This window comes from Actinoplanes sp. ATCC 53533, assembly GCF_003947245.1.
The window spans coordinates 12,634-31,829 of sequence record NZ_QHHV01000062.1 but is presented as its reverse complement, the minus strand read 5'-3'; the positions used below and the strand labels follow the sequence as shown (position 1 = coordinate 31,829).

General features: G+C 69.8%; 16 protein-coding genes. 7 read left to right on the top strand and 9 right to left on the bottom strand.

Going from position 1 to position 19,196, the window contains the following annotated elements; genetic code table 11:
• Window positions 1-22 precede the first annotated feature (22 nt).
• The 6 genes from DMB66_RS21485 to DMB66_RS21460 form a co-directional block, all read right to left on the bottom strand.
• Window positions 23-871 carry an intradiol ring-cleavage dioxygenase gene (locus DMB66_RS21485; RefSeq protein ID WP_125805904.1) on the bottom strand — a complete coding sequence of 283 codons (849 nt, stop codon included), beginning with the start codon at window positions 869-871 and terminating at the stop codon, window positions 23-25.
• A 154-nt stretch (window positions 872-1,025) separates the two neighbouring features.
• Window positions 1,026-1,970, bottom strand: coding sequence for a sugar kinase (locus DMB66_RS21480; RefSeq protein WP_233624749.1), 945 nt, complete (start codon window positions 1,968-1,970; stop codon window positions 1,026-1,028).
• Window positions 1,967-2,590, bottom strand: a complete 624-nt coding sequence (locus tag DMB66_RS21475) for a bifunctional 4-hydroxy-2-oxoglutarate aldolase/2-dehydro-3-deoxy-phosphogluconate aldolase (RefSeq protein ID WP_125805903.1) — start codon at window positions 2,588-2,590, stop codon at window positions 1,967-1,969. The genes DMB66_RS21480 and DMB66_RS21475 overlap by 4 nt, the downstream gene beginning before the upstream one ends.
• Before the next feature lie 19 nt (window positions 2,591-2,609).
• Window positions 2,610-3,758: a galactonate dehydratase gene (gene dgoD / locus DMB66_RS21470; RefSeq protein WP_125805902.1), complete on the bottom strand. Its 1,149-nt coding sequence runs from the start codon at window positions 3,756-3,758 to the stop codon at window positions 2,610-2,612.
• Window positions 3,755-4,495 carry a FadR/GntR family transcriptional regulator gene (locus tag DMB66_RS21465; protein ID WP_233624748.1) on the bottom strand — a complete coding sequence of 247 codons (741 nt, stop codon included), beginning with the start codon at window positions 4,493-4,495 and terminating at the stop codon, window positions 3,755-3,757. Before DMB66_RS21465 ends, dgoD begins: the two co-directional genes overlap by 4 nt.
• Window positions 4,496-4,512: 17 nt before the next feature.
• Entirely contained in the window at window positions 4,513-5,322 is an 810-nt protein-coding gene (locus tag DMB66_RS21460; RefSeq protein ID WP_233624747.1) for an SDR family NAD(P)-dependent oxidoreductase, read from the bottom strand.
• Window positions 5,323-5,670: 348 nt separating this feature from the next.
• Between DMB66_RS21460 and DMB66_RS21455 the strand changes: the two genes are divergently transcribed.
• The 7 genes from DMB66_RS21455 (at window position 5,671) to DMB66_RS21425 (ending at window position 16,212) form a co-directional block, all read left to right on the top strand.
• Window positions 5,671-7,716, top strand: coding sequence for a glycoside hydrolase family 2 protein (locus DMB66_RS21455; RefSeq protein WP_125805900.1), 2,046 nt, complete (start codon window positions 5,671-5,673; stop codon window positions 7,714-7,716).
• On the top strand, window positions 7,713-8,990 hold the full coding sequence (locus tag DMB66_RS21450; protein WP_125805899.1) for a cellulase-like family protein: 1,278 nt from the start codon (window positions 7,713-7,715) through the stop codon (window positions 8,988-8,990). The genes DMB66_RS21455 and DMB66_RS21450 overlap by 4 nt, the downstream gene beginning before the upstream one ends.
• A gap of 331 nt (window positions 8,991-9,321) precedes the next feature.
• Window positions 9,322-10,275, top strand: a complete 954-nt coding sequence (locus tag DMB66_RS21445) for a sugar ABC transporter permease (protein WP_125805959.1) — start codon at window positions 9,322-9,324, stop codon at window positions 10,273-10,275.
• A complete protein-coding gene (locus DMB66_RS21440) occupies window positions 10,262-11,257 on the top strand; it encodes a carbohydrate ABC transporter permease (RefSeq protein ID WP_125805898.1) in 996 nt (331 codons plus the stop codon). The genes DMB66_RS21445 and DMB66_RS21440 overlap by 14 nt, the downstream gene beginning before the upstream one ends.
• A gap of 104 nt (window positions 11,258-11,361) precedes the next feature.
• Window positions 11,362-12,918 (top strand): ABC transporter substrate-binding protein, encoded by a 1,557-nt coding sequence (locus DMB66_RS21435; RefSeq protein WP_125805897.1) that lies wholly within the window; start codon window positions 11,362-11,364, stop codon window positions 12,916-12,918.
• Between the two features lie 95 nt (window positions 12,919-13,013).
• Window positions 13,014-13,718 (top strand): YesL family protein, encoded by a 705-nt coding sequence (locus DMB66_RS21430; RefSeq protein ID WP_125805896.1) that lies wholly within the window; start codon window positions 13,014-13,016, stop codon window positions 13,716-13,718.
• 55 nt (window positions 13,719-13,773) lie between these two features.
• Entirely contained in the window at window positions 13,774-16,212 is a 2,439-nt protein-coding gene (locus DMB66_RS21425) for a glycoside hydrolase family 2 TIM barrel-domain containing protein (RefSeq protein WP_125805895.1), read from the top strand.
• A gap of 102 nt (window positions 16,213-16,314) precedes the next feature.
• Here the strand turns inward: DMB66_RS21425 and DMB66_RS21420 are convergent, their stop codons facing one another.
• Genes DMB66_RS21420 through DMB66_RS21410 form a run of 3 tightly spaced genes read right to left on the bottom strand, consistent with a single transcriptional unit; the run spans window position 16,315 to window position 18,775 of the window.
• Window positions 16,315-17,307, bottom strand: a complete 993-nt coding sequence (locus tag DMB66_RS21420; protein ID WP_125805894.1) for an aldo/keto reductase — start codon at window positions 17,305-17,307, stop codon at window positions 16,315-16,317.
• Entirely contained in the window at window positions 17,304-17,444 is a 141-nt protein-coding gene (locus DMB66_RS21415) for an SDR family NAD(P)-dependent oxidoreductase (protein WP_305025697.1), read from the bottom strand. Before DMB66_RS21415 ends, DMB66_RS21420 begins: the two co-directional genes overlap by 4 nt.
• Window positions 17,441-18,775: an L-fuconate dehydratase gene (locus DMB66_RS21410; protein WP_125805893.1), complete on the bottom strand. Its 1,335-nt coding sequence runs from the start codon at window positions 18,773-18,775 to the stop codon at window positions 17,441-17,443. Before DMB66_RS21410 ends, DMB66_RS21415 begins: the two co-directional genes overlap by 4 nt.
• Between the last annotated feature and the right edge of the window lie 421 nt (window positions 18,776-19,196).

Sequence of the window (19,196 nt, the reverse complement as noted above, 5' to 3'; positions counted from 1 at the left end):
CCGGTCGAGAGCCACCACCGGACTATTCGCCGGACGGGTCGATCGAGATGGTCAGGGTGGCTTTGTAGCCGGCGGCGACGCCGCCGCTGACGGTCGCGAGTTCGGTGACGGCTGAGTCTTCGCCGAAGACGCCGTCGGTGCCGAGGCTGATTCGGCTCATGTTCGAGACGCTCCTGCGATAGCCGTCGGAGGCGTACACGGTGTCGGAGGCGTCCTCCGGGAGCGCGATCTGGGAGGTCTTGACGATCGGGCCGTCGCCGGTGGTGGCGTTGGCCAGTGAGGAGTAGACCTCGAAGTGGATGTGCGGCCAGCGGCCGGCATAGCAGCCGGGGAAGATACTGGTGAAGGTGGCTGTGCCGGTGGAGTCGGTTTCCTGGATGCCGCGTAGGTAGTTCTGGTCGGTGATGCCCTCGGAATACAGCGAGTAGTTGCCGTCGCGGTCACAGTGCCATGCGTAGATGGCCGCTCCGGTGATGGCGGCGCCGGTGAGGTCCTTGACGACCAGCGAGAATTCCAGGGGGACGCCGGCGGCTGTGCCGTCGGCGTCGCCGACGGAGGTGCGGATGTCCTGGCGGACGATGCCGTCGAGGGTGCGCACGTCGGGGCCGTTGGAGCCGTCGGCCGGGAACGGGCCTGCGGTCTCGGATGCGACCTCGGTCAATGAGCCGGAGGCGGCGGTGCTCGGCTGCGTAGTGCCGGCAGCCGTGGGCGCGGAGTCCGTGGTGCAGGCGCCCAGTGCGGCCAGCGCGCCGACCCCGCCCAATCCGGCCAACAGGCGCCGACGCGACATTGTCCGCATGTCGAACTGCAGTCCCTTGTCGTGTACGCGGCGGACGTACGCGGCGTTGTCCTGATCCTGGGTGTCTCGCATTCGAGTGTGTTGCCTTCCCGTATGGATGAAGCTACGGCGCCGGCCAACGCCACGGCCCCGACAACGCCCACGAGCGGTCCTGGCCACGCCGGCCCGGCTGCTGACCCCGTTCGCGGCGCAGGCGCTCACCCGCTGACGGCGCTCGTCGTACCGTTCATCGTAGTGACTCCTGCGCGGCGTGCCTGACCTGGTCGAGTTCCGCTCTGGTCGGCAGCCCCTCCCAGTCCCCGTGCGCGGCGACCGCGGCCGCGCCGAGCGTCGCGCCGCGGCGAAGCCGCTGCCCGACCGGTAGCCCGTCGAGGAGCGCGGAGAGGTAGCCGGCGGTGAAGGCGTCGCCGGCACCGACGGTGTCCACCACCGCGACCGGCCAGGCCGGCTCGTCGCACCGCCCGGCGCCGGTGTACGCCGAGGCACCCCGCGCGCCCCGCTTGACCACGACCTCGCGTACGCCGAGGTCGAGCAGTTCCTGCGCCCGGCTGGCCTCGTCCGGCCCATCGGCGACCAGCGGAAGCTCGTCCTCGGAGGCGACGAGCACCTGGGCCGCGGCGGCCAGGGGGCGCAGCACGGCGCGGGCCTGCGCCCGTCCCCACAGCTTCGGGCGGTGGTTCACATCGAGGCAGACGGTCGCGCCCGTGGCCCGTACCGCGTCGACCGCGTACCGGACCGCGGCCGCCGAATCGTCGCCGAGGGCCGGGGTGATGCCGGTGACGTGCAGGATCCGGGCGCCCAGCGCCACGGCCGGGACGACGTCGGCCGGGCCGAGCCGGCTTCCGGCGCAGCCCGCGCGCCGGTAGTGCACCCTGGTCGCGCCGCCCGGCGCGCGGTCGAACAGCAGCATGCCGGTGAGTTCATTGGGCGCCACCACGGCCATGCTCACGTCGACGCCCTCGGCGCGTAGGGTCCGCAGCACCAACTCGCCGAGCTCGTCGTCGCCGACCCGGCCGGCCCACCGGGTGCGGTGACCCAGCCGGGCGAGGCCGATCGCCACGTTGGACTCGGCGCCGGCCACGGAGAGCCGGAGGTCGCCGCCGAGCCGGAGCGGGCCGCCGCCGCGCAGGGCGGCCATCGTCTCGCCGACGGTCAGCAGGTCCACCGTCACCGCCGGGCACCGGCCCGCATCGCTCGGGCGCGCTGTCGCAGGGCAGCGAGGCTGCCGGCGTCGGCGGAGCCACCGGTCAACGGCGAGCCGACGCCGACCGCGACGGCGCCGGCCGCGAGATAGTCCGGCACGGCGTCGGCGGTCACGCCGCCGACCGGCACGAACGGCACGTCGGGGAAGGGGGCGCGCAGCGCCCGCAGGTAGGACGGGCCACCCAGCTGGGCGACCGGGAAGAGCTTCACCGCGGTCGCACCGAGCTCGACTGCGGCTATCACCTCCGTCGGCGTCAGCGCGCCGACGAGCACGGGAACGCCGAGCCGGACGCCTTCTCGGGCGCCTTCGCTGATGCCTGGAGTGACCAGGTACGAGGCGCCGGCCTCGAGCGCGGCCTGGGCGTCCGCGGCGGTCAGCACGGTGCCCGCGCCCAGACCCGTCGCGCCCCGGCTGCCGGTGGCAGCCCGCCGGATCACCGACAGCGCGCCGACGGTGGTGAGCGAGACCTCGACCAGGTCGATGCCCTCGTCGGCCAGCGCGTCCACGATGGCCGACGCGGTGTCGGGGTCGCCGGAGCGGACGATGGCCAGGAGCCGTTGGCGGTTCAGCTGTTCCAGCAGGCTCACATTGTTCTCCCTAGAGAAGTCACCACTCGGCGAAGCTGCCGTCGTTGTGCCGCCACACCGGCGAACGCCAGGCGTGACCGAGCTCGTCGGCCCGGCGGACCGCCTTCTCGTCGACCTCGATGCCCAGGCCGGGACGGGTCGTCCGGGCCACGTGGCCGTCGACGAACGTGAAGACCGACGGGTCGACGAGATAGTCGAGCAGGTCGTTGCCGCCGTTGTGGTAATGGATGCCGAGGCTCTGCTCCTGGATCAGGAAATTCGGCGTGGAGAAGGCGATCTGCAGGCTCGCCGCCAGCGCGATCGGGCCCAACGGGCAGTGCGGCGCCACGCTGACCCCGTATACCTCGGCCATCGCCGCGATCCGCCGGACCTCGGAGATGCCGCCGGCGTGGCTGAGGTCGGGCTGCACCACCGCGAGCCCGCTGTCGAGGACCGACCGGAAGTCCCAGCGCGAGTACATCCGCTCGCCGATCGCGATCGGCACCGACGAGGCGGACACCACGTGGTGCAACTGGTGTTGCTCCTCGGGCAGCAGCGGCTCCTCGACGAAGATCGGGCACAGCGGCTCCAGCAGCGGCAGCAGCCGGCGGGCGTTGGCGAGGCTGACCCGGCCGTGGAAGTCGACCGCGACGTCGCGGTCCGGGCCGAGCACCGCGCGCGCGGTGGCCACCCGCTGGACGACGGCGTCGATCTCGGCCGGGGTGGCGATCGGGCCGAGCCGGCCGGAGGCGTTCATCTTCACCGCGGTGAAGCCGGCCTCGACCTGCTCCCGTACGGCCTGCTCCAGCTCGGCGGGTTCGTCGCCGCCGACCCAGGAATAGACCCTGGTCCGGTCCCGCACCGGTCCGCCCAGCAACGCGTGCACCGGCGCACCGCGAACCTTGCCGGCGATGTCCCACAGCGCCTGGTCGATGCCGGCGACGGCGCTGGACAGCACCGGGCCACCCCGGTAGAAGCCGCCCTTGGTGAGCACCTGCCAGTGGTCCTCGATCCGCAGCGGATCGGCCCCGATGAGCAGCTCGGCGAGCTCCTCGACGGCGGTGCGCACGGTGGCGGCGCGGCCTTCGACCACGGGCTCACCCCATCCGACGACTCCCTCGTCGGTGCCGATCCGGCAGAACAACCAGCGCGGCGGGACGAGGAACGTCTCGACCGAAATGATCTTCACTGCTGCTCCCCGGCGGGCGCCGCGGCACCCACGGCCCGGGCCTTCTCGACGTCGACCAGCGACTTCGCGAGCAGCGCGCTGGCGGCGGCACCGGCCGACTCCGGATCGCGGGAGCGGACCGCGTCCAGCACCGCCGCGTGCGCGGGGGTCGGGTCGTCGTCCCGCACCGCGCCGTGCACCAGGCGGTCCCGGGCGGCCAGGCCGGTCTCGAGCACGACCTCCATGCGGACCAGCAGCTCGTTGTGGGTCGCAGCGAGCAGGGCCCGGTGGAACGCGACGTCGGCATCGACGGCATCCCCGTCGCCGCGCGCCGCGGCGGCCATCCGGTCGATGGCCAGCTCCAGCGCGGCGAGGTCCTCATCGGTGCGCCGGAGCGCGGCGAGGCGGGCGCTGGCCGGCTCGATGATGCCGCGCATCTCGGCCAGGTCGTCGAGGAACCGGCTGTCGTCGCGCCCCTCGAACTGCCACCGCACGACGTCGGGATCGAGCAGCCGCCACTCGGTCCGTGCCTGCACGAAGGTGCCTCGCTTCGGCCGCGCGTCGACCAGCCCTTTGGCCTTGAGCACCCGCAGGGCCTCGCGCAGCACGGTCCGGCTGACGTCGAGCTCCTGCTCCAGCCCGAGCACGTCGAGGGTCTCCCCGCCGGCGATCTCCCCGGACAGGATGCGCCGGCCGAGCAGCTCGACCACCTCGCCGTGCAGGCCGCGTCCCTGGTAGCCGCCGGCAGTCCTTTTCACGATCATGCCTTCCCCGTTCAAGCCGAGTCCTTCATAACGCTCCAACCGCCGTCCACGACGAGGCTCGCGCCCGTGACGAAGGATGCCTCGCCGGAGGCGAGGAACGCGATGCACGCCGCGGCCTCGGCCGGATCACCGAAGCGTTTGAGCACTGTGGCAGCAACGCTCTTGTGCCGGTCGGCCGCCGGCACCCGATCCCATGCCCGGCTCAGCACCGGCCCGGGCAGCACGCTGTTCACCCGCACCGCCGGACCGTATTCGACCGCGAGCTGACGGGCGAGGGCGACCAGTCCGCCCTTGGCCGCCGCGTAGGCCGGGTGGCCGGGCACCCCCATGGTGGCGTGCACCGAGGAGACCAGGACGACGGCGCCGCCACCGGTCGCCGTCGACTCCCGCAGACCGGGCAGGCAGGCCCGGAAGCCCAGGAAGGCCGCGCTGAGGTTGACCGCGAGCTGCCTGTCCCAGGAGGCGGAACCGAGCTCCCCGGCCGGCGCGACGTCGACCGTGAAGGCGTTGCTCACCAGCACGTCGACCGGGCCGAACCGCCCGGCGTGCGCGACGACCTCGGCCCAGCGCCGCTCGTCGGAGGCGTCGGCGAGCAGGGCGTCGGCACGGCCACCGGCCGCCCGGATGCCGGCCGCGACCTGCTCCACGCCGGCGTCGACATCGGTCAGGACGACCGCCGCGCCCTCGCCGGCGAGCCGGCGGGCCGAGGCCGCGCCGATCCCGGAGGCGGCACCGGTCACCACGGCGACCCGGCCGCCGAACCTGGCGGGTGGCTGCCCGGCGATCCGGTCCCCGGTGTTGGTGTCCGCACTCACTGTCACTCACTTTCCGCTGCCGGCGCCGGGGAGACCGGGAGTCGCCGCCACTCTAGATAAAAACATTTTGTATGACTAGTTCTTGACAGGCAAGTTGTTACGCCTCAGGCTCCCTGCCAGGCAACAAGGCCGAAACAAAGCTGCGCCGGCACCGTGGGGCGAGCGTGGGTGAGGAGACCAGATGGGACAACTGCGCGCTCTCCGGCGCGGCCGGCGGGCTCTGCTGCCGGCCGGCTGTGGTTCTGGCTCCGACCAGCCCGGGTGCTCCAGCGTTTCTGGCGCGGCGGACTCACTGAGGGAAGCCGCAAGGGCTGATCCGCCGCATCCCCTTTCCCCGTTTCGGGAGGACGTCCCATGAACCTTCCTGTCCATGTCACCCGCCGTGCCGTGCTGGCGGCCACCGCCGCGACCGCGGTGACCGCCGCCCTGCCCTCGGCCGCGCCCGCCGCGCCCGCACCCGCGTACACCCCCGTTCCGTCGGTGCCCCAGGTGCCGCCGCACGGTGACCGGGAGCCCGCCGGCACCCGCATCGAGCGGATCGGCGGCACCGGGGTGGTCTTCCAGTACGGCCGCGTGGTCCCGGCCTTCGACGGCTGGACCCGCCGCGAACCGACCCGCGACTACTACAGTCTGGACGGCCGGTGGCAGTTCCGGTTCGATCCGGCCGACAAGGGCCTCGCCGCCGGCTGGCACCGGCCCGGCACCGGCACGAGCGGGTGGGCCGCCATCGAGGTCCCCTCCTCGTGGGACCTGCGCGACACCCCGGACTTCCCCGGCTACGACGGCACGAACTTCGGTCAGGGCACTGCCTTCCAGGACGGCTACGCCTGGTACCGCACCAGCGTGACCATCCCGGCGAGCTGCGCGGGGAAGCAGGTCCGGCTGAACTTCCTCGCGGTCAACTACAAGGCCGAGGTCTGGGTGAACGGCCGTGCCGTCGGTGTGCACGAGGGCGGTCACACGCCGTTCTCGCTTGCCGTCGGCGACGCGCTGACGCCGGGCAGGTCCGCGGTCATCGTGGTGCGGGTGCACCGCCGGCCCTCGTTCACCGACTACCGCACCGGCGACGGCCCGATCACCGACCCGCTGGCGGTGCCGTACAAGCCGATCGACTACTGGCCGTACGCCGGCATCACCCGCTCGGTGTGGCTGGAGGCTGTGCCCCAGGTCAGCGTCCCGAAAGTGCTCGTGTCGGCCCGGGCCGGGCGGCTCGACGTCCGCGTTGTGATCGACAACCGCGGCGGCCGCTTCACCGGCCGGGTCGTCGTCTCGCCCGGCAAGGCGACCGGCGCCCGCGACATCACCGTGCCGGTGACCGTCGCCGCCGGCACCGTCGCGGTGGCTCGCGTTGAGATCGCGGTGCCGCACGCCCGGGTCTGGAGCCCCGAGCATCCCACCGTGCTGACCGCGACGATCCAACTGCGGGCCGGCTCCGGCGCGCTGGTCGACCAGCTGCGCGCCGACTACGGCGTACGCTCGGTCGCCGTCACCGGCTCGACGCTGACGGTCAACGGGGCGGCGGTGTTCCTCAAGGGGCTCAACTGGCACGAGGAGACGGCCCGCCACGGCCGGTCGATGACCAGGCAGGAGTACGACCGCGAGCTGGGGCTGGCCCGCACGGCGGGGGCGAACCTGCTGCGCAACTCGGTCTACAACCGGCATCCGTACGTCTACGAGTGGGCGGACCGCAACGGTGTCTTCGTGATGGACGACATCGACAACATGTGGCTGAACACGGCTCAGGAGAAGCTCCAGACCGAGAGCTACGGGCTGTCCCGGGCACTGGCCACGATGATGGCCTGGAACCAGCACAACAACCCTTCGGTGATCCTCTGGTGCCTGCAGAACGAGTCGGAGATCGACGGCGCGGGAGCCCCGGTCTACCGTGCCTGGCTGCAGGACATGAAGGACGCGGTCAAGGCGGTTGACCTGCAGAACCGGCCGGTGACCTGGGCGTCGAGCTCGAGCTGGGACGCGGCGTTCGACATCGCCGACGTGATCGGCTTCAACGAGTACTTCGGCTACTTCTACGGCAAGGACGCCGACCTCGGCCCGACCCTCGACGCGGTGCACACCAACCACCCGGCCAAGCCCATCGTGATCACCGAGAACGGCACCTGGTCCTACCTGGGCAAGCGGGGACCGGACACCGAGCAGGGCACCGAGGACTGGCAGGCGGCCAGCTTCCGGTCGCACTGGCAGCAGGTGACCGCTCGCCCGGGCTTTGTGGCCGGTTACACCTTCTGGGTTCTGAAGGACTACAAGCAGCGGCTCGGATACAACGAGGAGTACAACGGCCTGTCCACGATGGGGCTGGTCGGCTTCGACTCCCGCACCCGCCGCCTGGTCTACGACGCCTTCGCCGACGCGAAGCTGCCCTCCGAAAGGCTCATCAGGTGACACCCACCCATCCCGTCGGAGTTCCGGCGCATCTGCCGCCGCGGCTGACCATCACTCTCTGGGACTTCACGTGGTACACCGCGACCACCGAGGGCGAGCCGTTCCACGACCTCGACGCGGCCTTCGCCGAGGCGGTCGAGCGTGGCTACAACACCGTACGGATCTGCGCGATGCCGTACCTGCTCTTCGGCGACCACGACATCGACACCTCGGCGCTGCGCTTCACCACCATGGGCGGTCCGGTCGGCCGGCGCACCCGCTGGTACGACGTGGCCGGCGGCGCTGTCCTCGATGGCCGGCGCCGGCTGCGGGAGCTGTTCGAGGCGGCCCGCCGGCACGGCTGCCACGTGATCCTGTCGTCCTGGGAGTACCAGCAGAGCCCGGCCTTCCTGGCCGGACCGCAGTGGTACGACGCGTTGATGGCGATCCCGCCGGAGCGGCGGCACGTCACCATCGCGCGGGCGATGGCCGACCTGGTGCAGTTCCTCAAGGATGCCGACCTGGCCGACCGGATCGCGTACGCGGAGCTGCACAACGAGGTCGACCTGAGCCGGCTGAACCAGGTGCCGGGCGGGGAGACCGATCCGTACTGGCCGCAGCGGCAGGCGGTCGCCGACGGCGTCGAGCTGATGCGGGAGCGGCATCCGGACATCATGGCCACCACGTGCTACGGCATCCCGCCGTATCTCGACATCGCGGCGGTGCCGGACAACGGGCAGGTCGCCCACTTCCACGTCTACGTCTACGGAGTGCTCGCCGCGTTGGAACGCTGGGCGGGAGTGCGGACACCGCCGCCGGAATACCCCCGGCCGCAGCTGCGCACGCTGCTGCGGGACGACGCCCCGCCGTTCGAGGAGTACGCCAAGCAGGCGGATCCGTGGCGGCTGGAGGCCACGGGTGTCTCGGCGAGCATGTTCTACACCTACGACTGGGTCGACACCGCCCGCTGGGACCGGTGGCTGTACGAGAACTACGGCGACTACCGGGTCGCCATGACGTACGCGCTGGACGACCGGCTGTCGGTCCTCGCCCGGTGGGCACAGCGGCACAGCGTGCCGGCGGTGATCGGGGAGGGGTGGATCGGCTACACCCCGCTGCACGCCGAGTTCGAGGATGGACCGGTCGGCCAGGGCATCGCCGAACAGGCCCTGGAACGCTGCATGGCACACGGCTTCTGGGGGGTCGTCCTCGGCTCGAACTCCGCGCCGCACCACCCGGGCTGGCGCAACATCGAGTGGCAACGTCTATGGAACGGCCGGTTCCGGTCCGGCTGAACAACTCGCTCGCAGCCGCCGTGGCGCCCCGGTGAAGCATCGATGATCAGCAAATTATGTTTACGTAAACATCGAGACAAACCCGCAATCTGCGATCACTTGAACGGGCGCCGCTGATCGTTAGATTGTGTCGATCAACACAGTGCGCCGGCGATGAGGTGCGATGCCCGCCGGGAAGCGAATCGGCTCGACCAGATCCGGGGGACGGGTCCGGGCCCGCTCCCGGTGACGTCCCGCTCGTGACCGCCGGCCAATGAGGACCGGACGCTCCGTCCGCCTGGGAACACCCGGCGGCAGTGGCGCACCCAGGAGAGAGGTGGCTGCCGTGGTGATGCAGTTGGACGTGCGGCGGGCGCGGGCGACGGAGAGTCGCAAGTCTCGGTGGAGACGGATCAGCCACAGCAGGACGCTGATCCTCATGTGCCTGCCGGCGATCATCTTCTTCATCGTGTTCGCCTACGGCCCGATGCCGGGCGCGTGGATCGCGTTCACCAACTTCAACTACCGCGACGGGATCTTCGGCAGCCCGTTCGTCGGGCTCCAGAACTTCGAGTTCCTCGTGAAGTCGGGACAGCTCTGGAACCTGACGCGCAACACGATCCTCTACAACCTGGCCTTCATCATCCTGGGGAACATCCTCCAGGTGGCGCTGGCCATCATGCTCAACGAGATCCGCTCGAAGTACTTCAAGAAGATCAGCCAGGCGGTGATGTTCCTGCCGTACTTCATCTCGGTGGTGCTCGTCGGCGTCATCGCGTTCAACCTGCTGAACTACGACACCGGCGCGATCAACGCGCTGATCGAGAAGACCGGCGGCGACCCGGTCAAGATCTACTCGGTTGCCGGGCTGTGGCCGTTCATCATCATCCTGTTCCACCTCTGGCAGAGCACCGGTTACGGCTCCATCGTCTACTTCGCCGCCATCCTGAGCATCGACAACTCCCTGTTCGAGGCGGCCGCGATCGACGGCGCCTCGGCCTGGCAGCGGACCCGCTACATCATCCTGCCGAGTCTCAAGCCCACCTTCATCATCCTCCTGCTGTTCTCGCTCGGCGGGATCATGAAGGGCAACTTCGGGCTGTTCTGGAACCTCATCGGGAACAACGCATCGCTCTACGGCACCACCGACATCATCGAGACCTCCGTCTACCGAATGATCATCAGCCAGAACAACTTCACGACGTCGACGGCGGTTGGGCTCTACCAGTCCCTGTTCGGCTTCGCCCTGGTCATGCTGTGCAACTGGATCGTGCGAAGGATCAACGAGGACTATGCACTCTTCTGACGGGCGCCCGGCAGCGCCGAGCGTGGACGAGGTCATCGGGAAGACCGAACGGAAGGATGCCGTGCCGGCGAGCGGCGTCGTCGCGAAGCCACGGAAGGTGCGGCCCGACAGGAGCGACTATGCGCTCCGGGGCATCTCGTACACCGTGGTCACGGTCTTCACGATCTTCTGCATCTTGCCCTTCGTGCTGATCCTCTCGGCCTCGTTCTCCGAAGAGTCACAGATCAGGGAGCACGGCTTCAGCCTGCTGCCGCGCGGCTTCTCGCTCACCGCGTACGAATTCATCCTCAAGTCGCCGCGGCAGGTCATCGGCTCGTATGTCGTCACCATCTTGATGACGGTGTTCGGCACCGCGATCGGCCTGATCATCATCGCGATGACCGGCTACGCGCTGCAGCGCAAGGATTTCCCCTTCCGGAACGGGATCTCCTTCTTCATCTACTTCACCACGCTCTTCTCCGCGGGACTCGCGCCCACGTACCTGTGGATCGCGCGCGACCTCGGGCTGCGCGGGAACTACCTCGCGGTGTTCCTGCAGCTGCTCATGACGCCGTGGCTCATCATCCTCATGAAGAGCTTCGTGCGATCGATACCCAACGAGATCACTGAGTCGGGGAAGGTCGATGGTGCGGGAGACTTCCGGATCTTCTGGCGGCTCGTGCTGCCGATGCTGAAGCCCGCGCTCGCCACCACCGGCTTGTTCCTGGCGCTCGGGTACTGGAACGAGTGGTACCTCTCGTCGCTCTACCTGGGCAGCACCGTCGAGTTCAAACCGCTCCAGTACTACCTGTACAACGTCATCAACACGGCGAACGCGCTGAAGAGTTCGATGGCGGGCAACTACGTCTCGGTCACCGAACTGCCGAGCAACACGCTGAAGATGGCGAGCGCCGTGGTCGCGACCGGGCCGATCGTCCTGCTCTACCCGTTCGTGCAGCGGTATTTCGTCAGCGGTATCACGGTGGGGGCCGTGAAGGGCTAGGCATCCGACGACGTCTGCTGCCGGCCGCTCCCAAGCACCTTCCTCATCGCGCGGGACCCCCGTGCCTGCGTCACATCCCCTGCATCAAGTTGAAGGAGTCTCCAATGAACAAGACATTGGTCAAAGTCGGGGCGGCACTCGCCGTCCTGACCCTGGGTTTGGGAGCCCTCACCGGCTGCACCGACGACGAAGAATCGGGCAAGCCCACGAAGGTCACGATGCTGGTGCTCGGCAACAAGCCCAGCAACGGCCGGCTCGAGGCGATGCTCAAGGTGCTGAACCCGCGCCTCACCGAGCAGGCGAACGCCACGCTCGACCTGCACTACATCGAATGGGCCGACTGGCAGACGCAGTACAACGTCCAGCTGCTGTCCGGCGACACCAGCATCGACCTCATCACCGCGGGTACGGACTGGCTGTTCACCTGGGAGAACGCCCAGAAGGGCGCCTTCCTGCCGCTGTCGGAGGACATGCTGAAGAGGAGTGCCCCGAAGACCTGGGCGCAGGTCGACAAGTCCGGCGACTGGGACCTCACGAAGCTGGACGACGGCAAGATCCAGTTCATCCCCGAGGACAACTACACCCAGTGGACGAACCACGGCTTCTTCTACCGGGGCGACTGGGCGAAGGCGGCGGGGATCCCCGACGGGACCGTCACCAAGTTCGAGCAGTTCACGCAGTACTTCGCCTGGGTCAAGAAGAACAAGCCCAAGGCGTACCCGTGGGACATCGCGAAGTCGAACGAGTCCGCCCTCACCGGCTACCTGCAGGGGCACAGCGACTGGTTCACGCTCCAGGAGGTCTCGACGGGCAGCTCCTACCCGTTCCAGATCGACAACTCCGGCGCCACTCCGAAGGTCACCTCCTGGTACTACAACAGCGACGAGTTCGTGGCCGCGGCCCAAGAGGCGAAGCAGTGGAACGACCTCGGCGTCTGGCGCGAGGACGCGCTGAACTACGACGGTGACACGAAAGAGCAGTTCTACGCGGGACTGTCCGGAGTGGACCAGCACCACACGCAGACTTTCGTGACGCAGATCGTCGACAACATGACGAAGAAGCAGCCCGGCTCCGACCCGAAGCTCTTCTCCTTCGGCCAGGAGAACGGCAACATCTACCGCGACATCAAGACGCACGGCGCGATGGCGGTCTCGGCGAACTCGGAGCACCCGGACAAGGCGCTCGCGGTCTACGACCTGATCCGCAATGACAAGACGGACTACTACCTGTTGAACTACGGCATCGAGGGCACCGACTACGTCCTGACGCCGGACGGCAAGATTGACCGCCCGGCGGGCTGGGACGCCTCGAAGGACGCCCTGGACTCCAACTTCTGGGGTGGCCGCATGGACGAGTTCGAGCCGGACAAGGTCACGGACGCGCCGAACAAGGCCGCTCTCTACAAGTCCCTCGACGGTGTGGCGAAGGTCTACCCCTTCTCGACGCTGCGCGTGAAGAAGGACCAGATCGACCCCACCCTCACGGCGGTCGCCGGGGTGCTGTCGGAGTACATCCCGCAGCTTCAGTACGGCAAGACGGCCGACCCGGCCGCCACGATCGCCGAGATGCGGCAGAAGCTGAAGGACGCGGGCTTCGAGGACGCCGTGAAGTCCATTCAGGCCGATGTCGACGAGTGGAGCAAGACCCACAAGGCCAAGTAATCGCGTACGGTCCGTCCTCCGGACGAGAACACCGCCGTGCGGGGCCGCCTCCAGCGGGCCCGCACGGCGCCTTCCCGGCACGAAAGGTGACGAGCATGAGCAGCATGAGTGGCAGTCCCGGAATGTTCGCGGCGGATTCCCCGCTCCTGCGCTTCCTCACCCGGGTCGCGGACCTGATGATCCTCAACCTGCTGTTCCTCGCGACGTCGCTCCCGATCGTCACGCTCGGCGCCTCGCTCACCGCGCTGAGCGGCACGGCGATGCGGATCGCCCGCGGCGAGAGCGAGTCGGTGTCGGGCGACTATCTGCGCGCGCTGCGTCGCGACCTGCGGCAGGGCACGATCCTCGGTCTGGTCGTCGCCGGGTTGGGCCTGGTGCTCGCCGCCTGGTGGGTCGTAACCGACGATCTCAACGTCCCCGGCCTGGTCCAGCTGGCCCTGTACACGGTCCTCGGCATTCTGGCTTTCCGCCTGACGCTCGTCGCGCTCTATGCGTTCCCCTACCTCGCCACGTTCGACGACGACCTTCGCACCGTGCTCCGGAACGCGCGGCTGATGTCCGTCCGGCACCCGTTCGCGTCGCTGGCGCTGCTTGCCGTGACCGGCCTGCCGGTCGTCGTCACGGTCTTCTATCCGAAGGTCGCGGTGTACGGGCTGATCTGGTTCCTCATCGGCTTCGCGGGCGTCGCGCTGCTGGGCGGGATCGTGCTCACCGCCGTCTTCGCCACCTACGCACCCAAGCTCGCCCTCGTGCCGTCGGACGAGCCCGACGACGTCAACGACGACCCAGCCCCGTCCTGACCGCATCCCGTTCCCTGCTCGGCCTCCCGCCGCCCGAGACCGAAGGTTCCTACCTGTGCGCACCTCCCCGATCCGTCGGTGGTCCTTCCTGCTCGCCGACGAGCCCGAGGCCTGGGCCAAGGGCTTCGACGACTCCGCGTGGCGCCCCGTCGTCGTGCCACACGACTGGAGCGTCGAGCACGCCTTCGACCCGTCCTGTTCGAGCGGCACCGGCTACCTCCCCGGCGGGGTGGGCTGGTACCGCGGCCACGTCTCGCTCGCGGAACTCAGCCGCGCCCCGGGGGCGGCGGAGCGGCAGCGGCTCCGGCTGGTCTTTCACGGTGTGTACAAGAACGCCGACGTGTGGGTGAACGGCTACCACCTCGGCTCTCGGCCCTCCGGCTACGCGCGCTTCTCGTTCGACCTCAGCGAACTGCTCGCCTACGCACCCGACGACGACCTCGTCGTCGCGGTCCGCGTCGACCGGACGGAGGTGTCCGACTCGCGCTGGTACAACGGTTCCGGCCTCACGCGACGCGTGGACCTGGAGGTCCACGACGCCGTGCACCTCGCCGAGCACGGCACCACCGTCGAGACGGTGGCGCTGGCGGCGGTCGAGGCGACCCTGCGGGTCCGGCAGGTCGTCGTGAACGACGGCGACGAGGACACGACCGTCACGCTGGACCACGAACTGCGTTCGCTGACCTCGGACCGGGTCCACCGGTTCGCGTGCGAGGTGCGGGTGCCGGCCGGGGCTACCCGCGAGGTTGAGGCGGTCGAGCGCGTCATCGGCGCCGAGCCGTGGTCCGCCGAGCACCCGCACCTGTACCGGCTGACGACCACGCTGCGGCACCCGACTCCGCGCGGCTCCGTTGAGGACGCGTACGAACTGGTTGTCGGCCTGCGGACCATCCGCTTCGACCCCGACCACGGCTTCTTCATCAACGACGAGCCACGGCCGCTGAAGGGAGTGTGCCTGCACGAGGACGCAGGCGTCCTCGGCACGGCCGTGCCGGCGGCCGTCTGGGCGCGGCGCCTGCTCAGCCTGAAGGCGATGGGTTGCAACGCGATCCGGATGGCGCACAACCCGCACGCCCCCGAGCTCTACACGCTGTGCGACGCCCTCGGCTTCTACGTCATCGACGAGGCGTTCGACGAGTGGGAGAACCCGAAGAACAAATGGTGGCAGGGACATAATGTCTACCCGCCGCGGCACGAGGGCCCGGCGAAGGACTTTTCCACCTGGCACGCCGTCGACCTCACCGCGATGGTCGAGGCCCACCGGCACCACCCGGCTGTCGTCGCGTGGAGCATCGGCAACGAGGTCGACTACCCCAACGACCCGTACGCGAGCCCGCTGTTCGCGGAGATGACCGGCAACAACGACGCCGCCAAGCCCGCGGCCGAGCGGGTCTATGACCCGGCCCGGCCCGACGTGCGCCGCTTGACGACGATCGCGGCCCGCCTGATCGATTTGGTCAGGGCCGCGGACCCCACCCGGCCCGTCACGTTCGCCGCCGCGTTTCCCGAGCTGTCGAGCCTGACAGGGCTCCTCGACCGCCTCGATCTGATCGGTTACAACTACAAGGAGCACCTGTACGAATCCGACCACGCCCGTTTCCCGGACCAGCCGTTCGTCGGCTCCGAGAACTCACACTCCTATGAGGCGTGGCGGCACGTCGTGGAGAAGGACTACGTCGCGGGCCAGTTCCTCTGGACCGGGATCGACTACCTCGGCGAGGCGCACGGCTGGCCCGTCCACGGCTCCCCGGCGGGTCTGCTCACCACCGCCGGCTTCGAGAAGCCCGCCTACCACCTGCGCCGGTCCTGGTGGTCCGACGAGCCGACGGTATACCTCGTCACGCGCCCGCACACCGCCGACACCGGGAAGCAACTCTGGACCCACCCCGTCTCGCGGACCTGGAACCACGAGCCCGGACAGCAGGTCGAGGTGATCTGCTGCGGCAACGCCGACGAACTGATCCTGACCTGCGGCGACGAGGAGGTCCCGCTGACCTTCGACGACGCGGCCGGGTGGTGGAGCGCGGTCGTGCCGTACCGGGCCGCGCCGCTGGCCGTCGTCGGGCGAACGGGCGACGTCGTCGTGCGCGACGCGCTCGGACCGCGCGGCGAGGCCGCGCGGCTCGACGCCCAGGTGTGGAGCCTCCCGAGCGACGTCGCGGCGCTCTGCACCGCGGTCGGGCTCGCGAGCGACGACGTGATCCAGGTCGAGGTCGCCTTGCGCGACGAGCACGGGAACATCGCCACCGACGACCGGCCCGTCTCCGTCGAGGTGTCCGGCGGCGACCTCCTCGGTCTGGACAACGGTGACCTCGGCGACCCGACGCCGTACTCCGAGCCGAGCCGTCGCACGCAGGACGCCCGCGCAGTCGTCTACGTGCGCCCCGGCCGCGCGACGGTCATCACGCTGAGCGCGCCCGGCGTCCCGGACGTCCGGCTCGACCTTACGGTCGGCGGGGAGCGCCATCGGCTCAGCACCGCCGACCGAGAGTAGGCACCGCGCGCAGCAGCCGGAGCGGGCGGTCGCCGACGCGCACCATGCGCTCGCGGCCACCATGCCCGCGCAGGAGCCGGAAGGGGTGGGTGATGAAAGGGGCTATGCGCGTGGTGGTCCCGGGACGCCCGGCGCCAGCAGTTCCTCGGCGCGAAGTTCGTCCCAGAGGGCGTCCGGGATCGGGCGCCGCAGCTGCTCCACGGTGTCGCGCACCTGGTCGGGGGAGGAGGCGCCGCTCAGGACGCTCGCGACCGCGGGGTGACCGAAGGGGAAGCGCAGGGCGGCGGCGCGCAGCGGCACCCCGTGGCGTTCGGTGACCGCCAGCAGGCGCAGCGCGCGGTCGAGCAGCGGTTGTGGCGCCGGGGCGTAGTCATAGGTCGCACCGGGTCGCGGGTGGGCGAGCAGGCCGGAGTTGAAGACGCCGCCGATGACGACGCTGCGGCCGCGGTCGCTGGCCGCGGGCAGCAGTTCGGCGAGGGCATCCTGCTCCAGCAGGGTGTAGCGGCCGGCGAGGAGCACGACGTCGATGTCGGTCTCGCGCAGGAAGCGAGCGGGCAGCGCGGACTGGTTCATGCCGACGCCGATCGCCCCGACCACGCCCTCGGCGCGCAGCCGCTCCAGTGCCGGGTACGCCTCGCGCAGAGCCTGCTCGGCGTGGTCGTCGGGGTCGTGCAGCAGCGCCACGTCGATCCGGTCGACGCCGAGGCGGCCCAGGCTCGCCTCCAGCGAGCGCAACACCCCGTCGGCGGTGAAATCCCAGACACGGCGGTGGGTGGCCGGCACGGCGAAACCATGGGCGAGGTCGTCGCCGGCGTCACCCCCCGGATTCGGCACGAGCAACCGGCCCACCTTGGTGGACAAGGTGTACGTGTCCCGGCGCAGGCCGCGCAGCGCCATGCCCAGCCGCCGCTCCGACAGGCCGAGCCCGTAGTGCGGAGCGGTGTCGAAGGTGCGGATTCCGGCGTCCCAGGCCGCCTGCACGGTGGCGAGGGCGACCTCGTCGGTGACCGGGCGGTAGAGGTTGCCGAGGCCCGCGCAGCCGAGCGCGAGCGGCGTGACCCTGACCGCGCTGCGGCCCAGCGTCGTGGTCCTCACGACCGCCCCGCTGGGCGCAGCCGCAGCCCGTGCGCGGCCACCGTCGCGCCCTGGGCGGCCAGCGCGCGGGCCGTGGCGGGTCCGATGCCGGCGGCGCCGCCGGTGACAACTGCCTCGAGCCCGGTCAGGCCGGTCATCTGGCGTCCTCTCCGGCGCGGTCGGCAACCCAGAACGTTCCGTCCGGGTAACGGTATTCGGCGAGGGACTCCTGCCGCATGGTCGCGGAGAAACCGGGGGTGAGCGGCGCGGTGTAGTGGCCCTCACGGATCACCACGGGCGCGATGAAGTGCTGGTGCAGGTGGTCGACGTACTCGATGACCCGGTTCTCGGTGGTGCCGGACAGCGCCAGGTAGTCGAACATCGACAGGTGCTGCACCAGTTCGCACAGCCCCACCCCGCCGGCGTGCGGACATACCGGCACCCCGAATTTCGCCGCGAGCAGCAGAATCGCGATGTTCTCGTTGACGCCGCCGACCCGGGCCGCGTCGATCTGCAGGACGTCGATGGCGCCGGCCTGGAGGAGCTGCTTGAACATGACGCGGTTCTGCACATGCTCGCCCGTGGCGACTTTCACCGGGGCGACGGCCTGTCGGATGGCGGCGTGTCCGAGGATGTCGTCAGGGCTGGTGGGCTCCTCGATCCAGTACGGGTCGAACTCGGCGAGCGCGGTGGTCCAGTCGATCGCCTCGTCCACGTTCCACCGCTGGTTGGCGTCGATGGCGATGCGGATCCCGTCGCCGACGGCCGCCCGGGCCGTCCGCAGCCGGCGGATGTCGTCGTCCAGGTCGGCGCCGACCTTGAGCTTGATCTGGGTGAAGCCGTCGGCGACGGCCTGCTTGGCCAGCCGGGTGAGTTTGTCGTCGGAGTAGCCGAGCCAGCCGGGCGAGGTGGTGTAGGCGGGGTAGCCGCTCTCCAGCAGGGTCGCCTCGCGGTTCGCGAGTCCCTGCCGGCCCTCGCGGAGGAGGGTGAGGGCCTCCGCCGGGCTCAGCACGTCGCCGATGTACCGGAAGTCGACCTGGGAGACCAGCCACTCGGGGTCGGCGTGGCCGAGCAGCTGCCACAGCGGCTTGCCGGCCCGTTTGGCGGCCAGGTCCCACACGGCGTTGACGACGGCGCCGATCGCCATGTGCATCACGCCCTTCTCGGGGCCGAGCCAGCGCAACTGGCTGTCCCCGATCAGAGCGCGGCTGAGCGAGCCCGGGTCGGCGCACAGCTCCTGAACGGAACGGCCGAGAACATGGAGTCGCAGCGCCCCGATCGCGGCGACCTGGACGTCGTTGCCGCGTCCGATGGTGAACGTGAAGCCGTGGCCGTCCAGCCCGTCACCGGCATCCGTGCGCAGCACCACGTAGGCGGCGGAATAGTCCGGGTCCGGGTTCATCGCATCGGACCCGTCCAGCTCCCGGGAGGTCGGGAAGCGGACGTCGAAGGTGTCGACCGCGATGATCCGGGGGGATGTTGCAGTCAAGAAATCGCCTTTCACGCTTGGCCGAAGGTGGCGGGCCGCTCATCGCCGGGGGAGCCGGCGCGTAACGGTTTCACTGGGTAGCTCCCTTGCCATGCCGAATTTCAGTCATCGGATGTATGCGCCACCGTGACTGTAGACGGAGAAAAGGCCGCCTGACAACGATGCCCTCAGAGTTGGCCGGTCGAGCACCGTCGAACCCCGCGCCAGGTAGCCTTGGGAACGAGAGAAATGCAGGTCAAGGCCTCGCGTACGGGCAACAGGAGGCTGCGGACGGCGCCGCGGAGGGCGCCCGTACGAGGTCATGAGATCGACGGGGAAATGACTCTTGCCAATGCTGGCAACATCGTCGTAACGTTCTCCAGACCAGATACATCGGAGGAATAATCCGGTCCGAATGCGCCTGAACCGGACTGCGGCATGC